10 protein-coding genes are annotated in these 14,130 nt (G+C 42.2%); 3 read left to right on the plus strand and 7 right to left on the minus strand.

Annotated features, from left to right (window positions below; translation table 11 throughout):
• The first annotated feature begins 14 nt into the window (after window positions 1-14).
• Entirely contained in the window at window positions 15-1,109 is a 1,095-nt protein-coding gene (locus BLQ87_RS22485) for a sensor histidine kinase (protein WP_074611163.1), read from the plus strand.
• Here BLQ87_RS22485 and BLQ87_RS22490 read toward each other — a convergent pair.
• Window positions 1,083-3,887: a lantibiotic dehydratase gene (locus tag BLQ87_RS22490; RefSeq protein WP_074611164.1), complete on the minus strand. Its 2,805-nt coding sequence runs from the start codon at window positions 3,885-3,887 to the stop codon at window positions 1,083-1,085. The two genes, BLQ87_RS22485 and BLQ87_RS22490, sit on opposite strands and share 27 nt — an antisense overlap.
• 377 nt (window positions 3,888-4,264) lie before the next feature.
• Here BLQ87_RS22490 and BLQ87_RS22495 point away from each other — a divergent pair, with 377 nt between their 5' ends.
• Both BLQ87_RS22495 and BLQ87_RS22500 read left to right on the plus strand, forming a co-directional pair.
• A complete protein-coding gene (locus tag BLQ87_RS22495; RefSeq protein ID WP_074611165.1) occupies window positions 4,265-5,056 on the plus strand; it encodes a murein L,D-transpeptidase catalytic domain family protein in 792 nt (263 codons plus the stop codon).
• A gap of 297 nt (window positions 5,057-5,353) precedes the next feature.
• Entirely contained in the window at window positions 5,354-5,800 is a 447-nt protein-coding gene (locus tag BLQ87_RS22500; protein ID WP_074611166.1) for a carboxymuconolactone decarboxylase family protein, read from the plus strand.
• Window positions 5,801-5,868: 68 nt separating this feature from the next.
• Here BLQ87_RS22500 and BLQ87_RS22505 read toward each other — a convergent pair whose 3' ends face one another.
• The 6 genes from BLQ87_RS22505 to BLQ87_RS22530 all read right to left on the minus strand — a co-directional run bounded on the left by BLQ87_RS22505 (window position 5,869) and on the right by BLQ87_RS22530 (window position 14,130).
• Window positions 5,869-8,406 carry a zinc-dependent metalloprotease gene (locus BLQ87_RS22505; protein ID WP_074611167.1) on the minus strand — a complete coding sequence of 846 codons (2,538 nt, stop codon included), beginning with the start codon at window positions 8,404-8,406 and terminating at the stop codon, window positions 5,869-5,871.
• Between the two features lie 145 nt (window positions 8,407-8,551).
• Window positions 8,552-10,237, minus strand: coding sequence for a protein-disulfide reductase DsbD family protein (locus tag BLQ87_RS22510; RefSeq protein WP_074611168.1), 1,686 nt, complete (start codon window positions 10,235-10,237; stop codon window positions 8,552-8,554).
• Window positions 10,238-10,244: 7 nt separating this feature from the next.
• Window positions 10,245-10,691 (minus strand): protein-disulfide reductase DsbD N-terminal domain-containing protein, encoded by a 447-nt coding sequence (locus tag BLQ87_RS22515; RefSeq protein WP_074611169.1) that lies wholly within the window; start codon window positions 10,689-10,691, stop codon window positions 10,245-10,247.
• Between the two features lie 73 nt (window positions 10,692-10,764).
• Entirely contained in the window at window positions 10,765-11,964 is a 1,200-nt protein-coding gene (locus BLQ87_RS22520; RefSeq protein WP_074611170.1) for a FecR family protein, read from the minus strand.
• A gap of 57 nt (window positions 11,965-12,021) precedes the next feature.
• Complete coding sequence (locus BLQ87_RS22525) at window positions 12,022-12,621, minus strand: RNA polymerase sigma factor (RefSeq protein WP_074611171.1); 600 nt, start codon at window positions 12,619-12,621, stop codon at window positions 12,022-12,024.
• Window positions 12,622-12,720: 99 nt separating this feature from the next.
• Window positions 12,721-14,130, minus strand: coding sequence for a TolC family protein (locus BLQ87_RS22530; RefSeq protein ID WP_074611250.1), 1,410 nt, complete (start codon window positions 14,128-14,130; stop codon window positions 12,721-12,723).

Genomic DNA, 14,130 nt, shown 5'->3' on the forward strand with positions numbered 1-14,130 from the left:
TTCTTTTACACGAAATGAAAATAACACCTGATAATTTCAAGGACTTTTTATACCGATACCGGATCCATTTTATAGGCTGGTTCCTCTTTATATTCTATGAAGTGGTGATTATGGGCGTGATCCGCGGGGCCTTTGCAACGTTTGGAAATTATGCACTTTTCTATGCGTTTAATGTCATGCTGTTTTATTTTCATGCGCTGGTGGTGATGCCTGCAGCAAAAATGAAGAGCATTCAGGCACTCTGGAGATTGCCTTTATTCATTTCGCTGGAAGTGGTCCTCTATATTCCACTCGTTCTTCATGCTGCCAATTTCTTTAACCGCTATGGTTATCTGGAGCTGATTGAACCGATACAGTTTACCTTCAGGGCACATACGAATGTGGCTTATCGGGCGATTTATTTCATTCTGTTTGCCACCGGATACGATTATATCCTCAATTACTTCAAGGAAAGAAAACGGGCAGAAGAACAGGAAAAGGAGCGGCTGCTGGTCATTATCGAAAACCAAAGGATTTATTCCGATCTGATTAAATCGCAACATGCCCATCTTAAAGCGCAAATCAATCCGCATTTCCTGTTTAATACCTTAAATTTTATTTATACAAGCACAAGGAAGACTGCTCCTGAAGCTGCAGAAGCTATTATGGCCTTATCAGAAATGATGAGGTATTCTATTGAGGAAGTGAAGGACCATGCGCAATCTGCGTTGTCGGGAGAACTGGAGCAGGTAGAAAACCTGATTAAGCTCCATCAGATTAAGGCAGGTCATGGTTTATACATTTCCCTGAATTATATGGAAGATGTGGAGTACATTCAGGTCATTCCCCTACTCATCATGACACTCGTGGAAAATATGTTTAAACATGGGGAACTTCGGCAGGCCAATCATCCGGCAAGCATTGACATCAGCTGTTCCGGCGGATTGCTCCAGGTCAGTACGAAAAACCTGATTAACTTACAGCCAGCATATACCAGTCACCATATAGGCCTCAGTAACATAAAGAAACGGTTAAAGTCTGCTTATGGCAACAAAGCCGCTCTTCATACTGCTGTTACTGAGGATCATTATTTTCAGGCTACTTTAACGATCGAGCTTAACCAGGCGTAAATGCTGTTTTTCAAGTTGCAGCAGTTTGTACAGAAAGCTGTAAATGATGGTTTCATGGGCTCTTGGCTGATGGGCAAATAACCTGTTGATGTGCATGTGAAAAAGACTACAGAATAAGGCTTTCCGGTTTTCAGCAGCAGTTTCAGCTAAAGTAAAGTTAAAGGAATGGATCAGTTCATTCGGGATGGTATGAAGTACATGATCCAGGCTTCCAAACGGGTATTCTTCCAGGAAAAGACTCCATTCCCTGTTTACCTTTTTGAATTCAGTGCTGGTCATGCGGTGTTCTTTCTCAAATGATTGCTGAATATTTCGGATAAAGAGCGCCCTGTCTCCCTGGTCAAGGCCAAGTGTCTCCAGTACTGTTTTCATTAGTACCGTGCAACTGGCATATTTATTAAACAGATCAGCATTGTTTTCGATGAGGCTTAAGGCATAATTACTATCGATGGTAAAATGACGCTCTGTAAGTGTCATCTGTGCCACTCCATAACGTTCCGTTTCCCGGTGATAGGTTTTTAGTTGAACGTCTGTAATGATCCCGTCTGATAAATCCTCATCAAGTATTTCCATTAACCTGCTGATGTAAAAATAACCATCTTCTTCCTGATTCAATTGTAATCTTAATCTCAGGTGCGGAGCCGGATCGTTGTACCGGATAAAGAACCAGGTTTTAAAATTCCGGGAATAGCTTTCTATGAATTTTCCGATCAACGCTGCAAGGATGAAGTCTGTCCGTTCCTCATGACAGTAGATCTCAAAATAAAGCCAGTCTTTCCCCGGAACAATGACCCTTTCGATGTCCTTATATTTTGTTTTTTTTATCGGCGTATGCCCGGGATACAATAATTCATCATGATTTAGCGTGAGGAGAATCTGGCTGAAGTAATTCTTCTTTAATTCATCTTTAAATATCTGACTACTAGTGATGATACATTCACTTATAACGAAATCGTTGTATTGGTTTATGTAGTGTTTAAAGTGAAAAAGATCGGTTTCATTTTCTTTATCAAAGCATAAAGTCTGGTCTCCGTTTCCTGCAGAAAAATACCTGCTTACCCCCATTTTGTTCAACAGAGAAAGGATTGGCTCCTGCCCCGGATCTGATGCTTTGATCCTCCATTTTGCCGTAGATAAAACCAGGTTTTTGTATTGCACTCTGGGATAGAAATCCAGTCCGGGTAGTAGCGATTGAATGTCAAATAAGATTTGTGTCTGGAGTTGTTGATGTTGTAAATCACATAGAAAGCGGTAAACGGACAGATCAGACCTGCTGTAGTTATAGGCAGAAGCAAGTCTTGGGATCAGACGTTTTTCATATTTGGCAGAAAGAAGGATGATTTCTCCGTTCTTAACTGTAACCAGCAGGTCATTCAAAGAAATGAGCTCCTTCGCACAGGAGTAGTTTAAAATGGGAAGCTCATATTCATAAATGCCCTTTCTTCGGTTTACATTGTCGACCCTCCCTTCGGCCATATAGCCCAGATCGAAGAAGATTACCTCTGGATTTGCTGCCGATTCTGCCGCGGCAATCTGCTTACAATGTAATTCTACGGCCTCGCTGGCCATGGTAAACCTACCAGCCAGCGCATTGCCTGTGCAACCTCCCATTTGCTCCAGGATCACGAGATCATCCGCAAATCTTGCTAAAGCGCTAAAGCTGTTGGCGGGCTTTATCTTATTATGAGACTGAGGATTGTTTTTTACATTCTCCAAAGTAATGACCTGTTTTCTATCTCCATTTAACATTTCTTTGAGTAAAGACCACGCAAAGGCTCCGGGATGAGCTTGTGCTGGCGCGGTGCTGCCGATCGATTCACTCAGTTCATTTGCGAGATCCCCTGTAGTAACAGTCCCCACAAAATCTCCGTAACCGATTCCCAACTCCGGATCCAGAACCATCATCAAAGGTAATTCCTGAGATTCGAAGCGCCTTTGGAATTCGGATGAGAAAGATTTAAGGCCTTGATTTTCTGTCGTTGAGCTAATTGTTGTTAAATAATCTATACATGAGGGCAGGTGCGCTAAGGCGGCTTTATCGATACCACCTGAAAATACCCTGCGCTCTGCAATCAGGTATTGTTCCTCTGTTTCGCTGAAGGGCTGGTTGTTCCGGTCAAAGTAATCTGGTCCGATGATATTCGGATTCAGGTCTGTGAAAAGCAGCTGTAAATCAAGCATCGCTTTGAGGATCCCTGTAAGTACTTCTTCGGAGACGGCGCTTTCTGTGGCGAAATCACATATGGCGGCATATGTTGCCTTTTTGCTGCAAAAATCCAGCAACTCTGTGATGAACGCGCTTTTTTCAATTTCAGCCAATTCAAAGACCTGTTCCTGCAATGAAATGAAGCGAATATTCCTGGAGGTTGAATAGGTGCTTGAATTTGAGAAATAGAGACGATCTGCGGAGGTTAAGTCCTCAATTGAGGTTTGTATGTCATTGCGGTAAGACCAGTCTTTAAAACGATGCAAATGCTGCTTCTGTGAAAAGATGACTTCCTTTGCATCTGCTGTCAATTCAGCTACTGCAAAACCTGCAAAGCTGCCATATGGTGTCCCCCGGTATTTGGACCGGTTGAAATACTTCCATATCGTAAACTGTGCTTTCGGATCTAAAGCAGCCAGTTCATGGGCTTTAACTGTTTTAATTTTCTCATAGAAAGCGCTGGAAGAAAAGCTAATAGCTATTTTTAGTTCCTCCCATACTTCAACTAGTTGATCTGTAATGGAGAATGCCGGAATTCTTAAAAGAACGACAGGGCTGATGGTTGTTTTCATACTTACAAATTCCTACAGAATACAGGAGGAACAAAATCTATTACGTAAACGAGCTGATCTATTACACGAATCTTTCAGCTGTTTTTAAACCTTTTGCCCTTATTTGGGTCTTTATAGGAGGTCATAAAGATAGAGCGGATTTAAGCCGCTGATGAATTGGAAAAAAAACATCATAATTATTAAGAGGAACATCAGTTCCGGCAATTTGACATGACGATAATACACTATTAAGATAGTTAAGTCATGAAAAAGTAATAGCCCATTAAAAATAAATCTAAACATCAATTAATCAATATATTAGCGTTTAAAAATCAAGCCTATAGCAGAAAAATACTTAAATAACAATTCAATTATTCATAGCACTAAACCCAAATTCTATGATGAAATACCTTTTTGGTGGAGCAGGATTTATTACGATGACGGTGGCCTTCACCATGATAAACCGGGAGCCGGTAACTCCCCAGATTAATCCGGTTGTAATTCCAACTGAAGATAGCCTGTACAACAGGCATGTCAGTAACATTTACCATTCCGCACATCTTGCCGAAAGCGGGTTAACCCCATTAGTTTTTGAAAAAGCCCTTACCGGTTTTTACAATCTTAAGAAGTCCGGGCAGGTATCTGCCGGCAAATCCATTTTAACCATTGCAGATTTTGATCAGAACAGCACGAGTAAACGTCTGTGGATCATTGATCTGGAGAAAAAGAAGCTCTTACTGAATACCTGGGTTGCACACGGTCAGCGTAGCGGAAATGACAAAGCAACCCGTTTTTCTAACGTTAATGATTCCTTTCAAAGTAGCATAGGATTTTACTTAACTGCCGAAATTTATAACGGACAACATGGTAAATCATTGCGTCTTGATGGAATGGACGAAGGTTTTAATTCCAATGCCCGCAAACGCTCCATTGTTGTTCATGGAGCAGATTACGTGAGTCAGGGGACGATTAATGCACTTGGGCGACTCGGGCGGAGTCAGGGCTGCCCTGCAGTAGCACCGGAACTGGCAAATACCGTGATTAATACCATCGAAGGAGGAACGGTTTTATTTATCAATGTGACCGATCATTATTATACTTCCAGGTATCTGAATGAACATATTGCAGCGCAATATGCGGCAGCAGATACGATTGATCATGAGCTGTTGCACAATGCTTTGAGTATTTAAACCTCATTAAATACATTATAAAAAAGAAGCAGGCTGAATTGTCCTGCTTCTTTTCATCTTAAAAGCCGGAAGCCTGAATTTCTAAGTAAAGTCCGGGGCATGAAGCTGAAAATAATTTCTAAAACCAGGTTAAGTTTTTTAGACTTTTAATACCGAAATTTGAACTATGCAGGTGATTGCTTCATGTCCAAAAAGAAATAATTATATACTTATGAAAGCATCATAAGCATACCACTTACAAAAAGCAATGAATATGCGTATGATAGCTTCATAACCGATAAAAACAATTATATACTTATGAAAGATAGAATCAATATTCAAAAGACCAACCCAAAAGCTTATCAGGCCATGTTCGCATTGGAAAGTTTTTTAGACGAAAGTTCCCTCAGCAAATCTCATAAAGAGTTGATTAAGATCAGGGCTTCACAAATCAATGGCTGTGCCTTTTGTCTGGATATGCATACCAGAGATGCCCGGAAAAATGGAGAAACGGAGCAGCGGATTTATACCCTGAGTGCCTGGAGGGAGACCTCATTTTTTACTGAAGAAGAAATGGCTATTCTTGCTTTAACAGAAGAAGTTACGTTAATTCCTTCCGGAGTGTCGGAACAAACCTATCAGCGTGCCGCTGAATTGTTTTCCGACTTGCAGCTGTCTGAAATTATTATGGCAGTGGTGACCATCAATGCCTGGAACAGGATTGCGGTCAGTACCCATAAAAAACCAGAATTGGATCGGGTTTAGAAAAAGAAAGCCCCCTCCTGGTTTGTATAGCACAAATCCGGAGGGGGCTTTTTAATGCGGTAAATAATTTACGATTTCGGATTCAATGCATTGTTGATGCGCACCAATAGATCCTGTAAATGATATTTACTCAAACCTGTCGCTGCAGGAATGGCAAGACGGACATCTTTGGCTAAACTGGCCATGTGCGCGCGGCTAATACTGGATACATCTGAACTAGTAGGATCAGATGACCTCATCCCAGGGAAACCACCCGGAGCAGCCGATGATGGCGCTACCATTAGCTTACTTAGGTTGTCTATGTAAGCTTTTTGAAGGTTTCTTCTGTACACATCGATGTTCTTATTGCTGTACAATTCAGACCATATTCCGCTTTTAAGGTCGGCAAACAGATGCTCTGCAGTGTAGGCTTTGGCACCACTCATCACCTCTGCATTGATTAGTTTGCCAATGGTATTGGCATTCAGGAATCTGGATAATGTACTTTTCTGAATCCCCTGAAAAACATCTACAGCATTAATTCCCGTACGTTCTATCAATTCTTTGTTGATTAACCAGGTTGGACTGGTAAATAATTGTGCATTTAAAAAGGTCATTGCCTCCTTTTGTGTAACATAAGGAACGGCAACAAATGAAGCGCCGCTTTCTTCCACCGTTTTAGGTGTAGAATAGATTCCTCCAATGTTTTTTGCCACATGTCCCATGTAACGGCCATATTGACCTACCAGTTCGCCATACAAAGTTTTTGCATTTTGATAACCTTCATTTGGTTCTTTGCTCCAGGTTAAGAGGTTCGGCAAAATGCGCTTTAAGTTCTTAATTCCATAAGCAGAAGCCAGCATCGCATTGTCACCAAGGTCTTCATTCTGGTTGCGGGGATCGTTGGGATCACTCTCGGTTCCGAAGATCAGGCGTTTACTTCCGGAGATTTTGCTGATGATGTTTTTGTTAGAACTCGCCAGTTCCTCTTGTGGTCCTTTAAACTCAGGCGTCCATTTGTAACCCCATTCGATTGCCCATAAATCATAATCACCGATTCTTGGGAAAATTCCTTTGGAACTGATGTTATCTTCCGGTTGAGCAACATAGTTGAAACGGGCATAGTCCATGATTGATGGCGTATGTCCATTTTTTTCTACCCATTGTTTGTCTCTTAATTTTTCTACCGGTACAGTTGCTGAAGATCCGAAATTATGACGTAATCCCAGTGTATGTCCGATTTCATGAGAAGACACAAAACGGATCAGTTCACCCATCAGCTTGTCATCGAAGGTCATTTTGCGCGCCGCAGGGTCAACTGCTGCCGCCTGGATCAGGTACCAGTTTCTAAGAATCAACATCACATTGTGATACCAGTTCACGTGCGTTTCCAGGATTTCTCCGGTACGTGGATCATGAACATGTGGTCCACTTGCATTTGGAATGTCTGAAGGTTTGTATACAATTACGTTATGTCTGGCATCTTCAAGGCTCCATGCAGGATCTGAAGGCGCTTCTTTAGCTACAATTGCATTTTTAAATCCAGCTTTCTCGAAGGCCGCCTGCCAATCATTTACTCCTTGAATCAGGTAAGGCACCCATTTTTTCGGTGTTGCAGGATCGATATAATAGACGATTTGCTTCTTAGGCTCTACCAATTCACCTCTTTTATATTTTTCGATGTCTTCCGCTTTAGGTTCTAATCTCCATCTCGTGATCAGGGAAAGGTTTTTCACTCCCTGAGGGTTGGAGTCAAAATCTACGAAACCAGTAGCAAAATAACCCACACGCGGATCAAAATACCTTGCTTTCATTTGTGAGGAAGGCAATAAGACCATAGAGCTGTTCAGTTCATAGGTGGCCGGACTTGCACTCGGTGCCCCACCCATTCCACCAGGCATTTGAGGTGCCGATTTTGCATAGGTTTTTAAGGTACGGATTTCAATGTTCATCGGGTAAGCTTTGATCTCTTTGATGTAACTTCTGTCGTTCATCATTCCGGTTAGGTTTAATGCTTTTTTCACGGAAGGATCGAAAAAGAAAATCTCATTGTCGCCATTCATGTAATCTGTGACATCAATGACTACGCCTTTAGCACCCGAAACGGAATCTTTAGCAAATGCCTTAATGTCAAATGAAGCGACCAAGGGCTGAACATTCGAGTTCATGACCGATTTATATAAACCTTGTGCAGTCGTATCCTGTGAACGTTCTCCAAAAGAAATGCTCTTTAAGAATAATTTGTTAGCAGGTCCTTTCTGGAAGGAAATGACATTATCGCCAATCTGGTCTCCGCCATAACCCATCATTTGTGAACGGTTGCCGGCAGCAGCCTTGCTGATTCTGTTGACAATAAGAATCTCCCTATCCAGCAAAGAATCCGGGATTTCAAAGAAGTAACGGTCTTCGATGGTGTGTACTTTAAACAGTCCTTTATCTGTTTTTGCCTTGGCGGTGATCACTTCGGCATAAGGCTTAGGCCCGTTTGGCGCAGCTGGGCGGTTAACCGCATTCGGATTTGCAGCGGGACTTACCGAAGCCGCATTTTTCTTTGGGTTTTTCTGTTGAGCAAAACCTTGAAAACCGGCACCTAAGAGTACCAGCGTGATCAAACTTAATCTTTTCATTAGTTATAATTGGTTTTTAGATCTATTCGTTCCTTTATACCGGAACAGGCTATTTGTGGTATTTAATTTTGGATGACATTTTAAAACGATGGCCAGCATCCACCAACCATCGTTTTTACTATTAACTATTAACCTAAATTTTCAATTATTTATTGAAAGTCTTTAAGCCACTATTGAGGAATTCAAGGTATTCCCCGGCATTGTAATTTGCACCTGTAGGTGGCGCCAGCAATTGCCCGTCGTTACCAAGTAAGACGTAGAATGGCTGTGAGTTGGAGTTAAAGCGGGCGGCCTGAAAGTCGCTCCATTTATTTCCAATAGTATTTACAGCTTTGCCGCTGAATTTAGATTTGAATTTTTCGTTTTCTGCGAGTTCAGTCTTATCATCAACATATAGCTGAATGATGACATAGTCATTGCTCAGCTTGCTGAATACGGCCTTATCCGGCCAGACATTCGCTTCCATCTGCCGACAATTGACACAAGCATGGCCAGTGAAATCAATCATGACGGGTTTCTTCACTTTCTTTGCATAGGCCATTCCCTCTTCGTAATCGAAAAATACGTTGAGGTTTAAAGGAGCATGAAAGATCTCCGAATATTTATGAGGACCCTCCTCATGTTTTACCGCAGGACCATTGGATGCACCTGTTAAGGTTGAGGTATACAAGTCGAAATCCTGAGTCGCCTGAGGCGGCAGAAATGCAGATACCGATTTCAAAGGTGCTCCCCATAATCCGGGAATCATATATACAGTAAATGATAAAACCACTATAGCGATCAATAGCCTCGGAACAGAAATAGCGTTTACGGGGCTGTCATGGGAGAATTTGAGCTTCCCAAGCAAATAGAGCCCCATCAATCCAAAGATCACGATCCAAAGCACAAGGAAAACCTCCCTGTCAAACCAGTTCCAGTGATAAGCAAGGTCTACATTGCTTAAAAATTTCATCGCCAATGCGAGCTCCAAAAAGCCAAGAACCACCTTCACACTGTTTAACCAGCCGCCGGATTTAGGTAAAGCACTTAACCAGGATGGGAACATGGCAAACAAAGCAAAAGGAATGGCCAGGGCGAATGAAAAACCAAACATGCCTATTGCCGGCCCTAATAATGCACCACTTGTAGCTGCCTGAACAAGTAAAGTCCCGATAATCGGCCCCGTGCAGGAGAAAGAAACCAGCGCAAGCGTACCTGCCATGAAGAACAAGCCCGCAAGGCCTCCTTTATCAGAGTTGGCATCCATTTTATTAACCCATGAAGAAGGAAGGGTAATTTCAAATGCACCCAGGAAAGATATGGCAAAGATCAGTAGTAAAATAAAGAACAAGAAGTTAAAGATTCCGTTTGTGGACAAGCTATTGAGTGCGTCTGGCCCAAAAAGGACCGTTACCAATAACCCCAATACCACATAAATAACAATAATGGATAAACCATAAAACATTGCCCGGCTTACTGCTTTGCTTTTCGTCTGACTTCCTTTAGTAAAAAAGCTGACGGTTAGCGGAAGCATCGGAAAAATACATGGCATCAGCAATGCAGCCAGACCTCCAATGAAACCTGCGATAAAGATGGCAATCAGCCCCTGCTTTTCTTCCTTCTTTACCACAGGGGTAGCCGGATTTGTAGTCGGGGTGCTATCCTTTTCCGGACTAACGACGGTAGCGGTGATGCTATCTTTGTGTGTACTATCTGGCTTAATTTCGGTGAATTCTATGTCGCTGAATGCGGTATCCGCTTCCTGAGCGAAGACCGCAGTAACCGACCCAAAAAACATGAGTATTCCCATGACGAGCATTTTTATGCTCGTCTGATTGTATTTTAAAGTCATTTTCTGCTTACTTTACCGGGATGGAGAATTCAACAGTTTCCGGAGGAAGGCATTGAGAATCATCACATACCATAAACTCCAAAGTGCCTTTAACCGTAGCATTTGCGCCAGTTAATTTGATTTTTTGCTGGAAGATCACAGAGTTCTCAAAATAGCCAACGTTCATGTCAAACGCTTTTTCAAACTTTACGATTGGTTTTGGTTCTGTAGTTTTACCATTCAGTTTGTACGTTTTTGCTGGTGTAAACTTGAAAGAAGTTTTTACAGGTCCACCGTCTGGTATATTCTGTGAATACAGGTGCCATCCTTCTTCCACACTCGCTTTCAGGTACAAGGTAGCTTCTGTTTTTGAAGTCTTTTTTGCCGCGTAACTCCATTTTACGGGTTTTAGAATCTGGCTGCTAGCGGTCATGCTGAAAAGTAAAGCGACAGCAAATAAGAATAGGTTTTTCATGTTGTTGTTTTTTTATGTGTTAGCAAACTTATATATTAGGTGATATATGGTGGTTATTTTTCTTAACTAATAGTTATTGCTTACTGGCCATTTCCGCATAGGGCATGACAATAATTTTGTTTCCTTCTACCTTAAACTGGATTGATTTTGTGAGTTCCATAATCCGGAGTACCTGTGATAAATTCTTCATCCTCGATACTTGTCCGCCGAAACGGATATTGCTCACATCTCCCCTATATTCTACGTCAATATTATACCACCTTGAAAACTGGCGCATGATGCTAAAAATGCTTTCATCATTAAACCAAAATAAGCCTTGTTTCCAATCGATTACCGAACTGGCATCTACCTGGCTTACCTTAATATCAGTTAAGACATCAGATTGATCTCCGGGTTTAAGCACAGTTGATTTATTAGAAGGGAGCTTCACTTTTACGCTTCCTTCAATCAGGGTGGTTTTTACGCCATTTTCATCCTCATAAGCATTGATGTTGAAATGAGTACCCAGCACTTCTACTTCCTGTTTGCTGGTTTTCACCATAAAAGGCATGTGTTTGTTTTTTGCTACCTCGAAATAAGCTTCACCGGTAAGTTCTACATTTCGCGCTTTACCTGTAAATGCTGATGGATATTTCAGGGAAGAAGCTGCATTTAACCAAACCATGGTGCCGTCGGGAAGGGCAATTCTATATTGTCCACCTTTTGGTGTCGCGATGGTATTATAGCCCACTTTTACATGGCTTAATCCCGGACGTGCTGTATATAACAACCTTCCATCTGCGGTTTTTGTGATCTGAACACCAGATTCTTTAGCAATCTCTCCATTCGCCACATCATCGAGCGCAATATGGGAACCATCGGAAAGGGTAAGCACAGCCTTATTGCCACCGGGTTTAATGTACTCCCCCTTTTGTCCGGCAAATTCCAAAGGAAGGACTGTTTTGTTGTATTTTGAATTCAGGTAATAAGCACCAAAGGCCATGGAGAAGAATACCACCGCTGCCGCTGTCCATCTTAATGCAGGGCGGAATGAAATTATTCCCGGTTCCTGTATGGTTGTTTGTAGCTTCACGCGTTCATAAATCATATCCAGTTCTTCTTTTGTGGCTGTGGCCGGAAAATCCTCCGAAGAAAAGTCTTCCGTAAAAAGACTTTCCAGTTCCCCACGGTACTCCGGATGATGCAAAAGCGATAAAAGCTGTTGCTTTTCGGGTACAGTTAAGGTTCCTGAACGGTGACCTGCTAAAAGTGATTTGAATATTTCTGGTGTCATTACATTTATATAGACAGTTAAAAAGAAAAGTTGTGGGGGTGGGTATTTAATATTTTTTTATTGATGCCTGGAAAACAGCCATAACAATACCATATAGCGGTAATTATTTTCTAAAAAAATGCGGAGGTTCTTCAGGGCCTTGCTCATATGTTCCCTTACGACATCATAGGAAATAGACAGTTGTTCGGCAATTTGCTTGTGACTTAAACCGTCTTCCCTGCTTAATCTATAAATCTGTTGTTGTCGCGGGGAAAGACTTTCTACCCCTTTTTTGATGAGTTGTTCCAACTCCCGGAAATCAATGTCATTACCGGAAACTGCTGCCAGCCCCTGCTGCTCGCCGGGATGGAATTCTTCCAGTGTCTCCATGGGAACCTGTTTCTGAAGGTCATTGATGAGTTGATTTCTGGAAATGGTGCTGAGCCAGGCGGGGAAGTTTTTTACATAGGGCAGTTCCCCTCTGTTGTTCCATACTTTTACAAAGATTTCCTGTACGGCATCCTGTGCCAGAAAAGGGGATTTGAGGTATTTCATGCCCATAGCATACACCTTACCTGCATACTTCTCGTACAACAGATTGAATGCGGATTCGTTGCCCCCTGCAACTTCTTCCAGCAATTCCAGCTCGGTATAACCTTCGGGTCTATTAAATAACACGGCCTTTATAAAGGATCATATAAAGGCCAATGTTAAATAATTAAAACTTTAGTTTTATCATTTCGCGATGTAAATTTTACAATACTATCGCTGTCAGGATTAGAAACCCCCTCCCAAAGAACGGTAAAGTTCTACTGAAGCATTCAGCTGTGCTGTTTTAATGCTGGCCAGTTCCAATTCACTTTGAAGAGAATTGCTTTGTGCTGTGATTACTTCCAGGTAATTGGCCATGCCATTTTTAAACAACAGATTGGCGTTTTTTACCGCTTGTTGTAAAGTACCCACCCTGCTTTGTGCAATGGTATACTGTTGTTTCAGTTTTTCAATTTTCACCAGTTCATCAGAAACTTCTCCTACTGCGTTCAATACAGATTGTCTGAATTCAATCACTGTTTTTTCACGATCGATCTTTGCCCTTTCATATTGTGTTCTCAACTGTTTGCGCTGAAAAATCGGCTGTGTGATCCCTCCTGCCACCGTTCCAAATAAGGAAGCCGGAATGTTGAACCAGTTGCTTGCTTTAAAGGCATTGAGCCCTCCGCTGGCAGTAATGCTTAAAGATGGATATAAACCTGCTTTGGCAATTCCCACCTGGGCATTGGAGATATTTAAAGAAAGCTCTGCACTTTTTACATCCGGTCTTCTGCTCACCATGGCTGATGGAAATCCTGCTGAAAGTTGTTCCGGAAAGGATATTTTGTTCAAGTTTGCTGTTCTTGCGATGGCTTTAGGAAGCTGTCCCGCTAAAATACTCAGTGCATTTTCCTGAATGCTGATGTTCTGCTCCAGTTCCGGGATCAGCTGCGCAGCCACCAATTGCTGCGCCTGTGCCTGTTGAATGGCCAGAGAGGTCACCTGCCCTGCATCAAACTGCATGTGGATGATCCTTAAAGTGCTATCGCTCAGGGCCAGGTTTCTTTTGGCAACTGCCATTTGTTCGTCCATCATTAACAAGCGGTAATAACCCTGTGCTACGTTTGCGATTAAACGTGTTTGCACAGCTTTTTTAGCTTCCGCGGTCTGCAGGTAAGTGGCCAGTGCCGCTTGTTTCTGACTTCTGATTTTTCCCCAGATGTCGGCTTCCCAGCTCAGACCAAGGTTTGCATTGTAATCCTCGATATGTTTGGTTTTTAAAAACTGACCTGCACTCAGGCCGTTCAGACTATTGTCTGAAGGACGGTTGGTGTTGGCCGTAATGTTCAGGTTCAGCTGTGGCAGATTTCCCAGTTTGGACTGTCTGAATAATAAATCAGCGGATTCCATATTCTTCAGGGCTATTTGCAAATCGTAATTTCTAAGCAGCGCTGTATCCAGCAAATTCTGAAGAGTCTGGTCTGTAAAAAACTGTTTGACCGTAAGGCCGGCGATACTGGTCGAATCTGCAGATGCTGCATTTCTGAACTGCTCCGGAATGCTGGCTTTAGGGATTACGACATCTTTTGAAACCTTACAACCGGCAAGTAAGATCAGGATCACTATCGGCGCAAGTCTGTTTATATATGTTCTCAT

The organism is Pedobacter steynii, assembly GCF_900103665.1.
Classification (GTDB): Bacteria; Bacteroidota; Bacteroidia; order Sphingobacteriales; family Sphingobacteriaceae; genus Pedobacter; species Pedobacter steynii.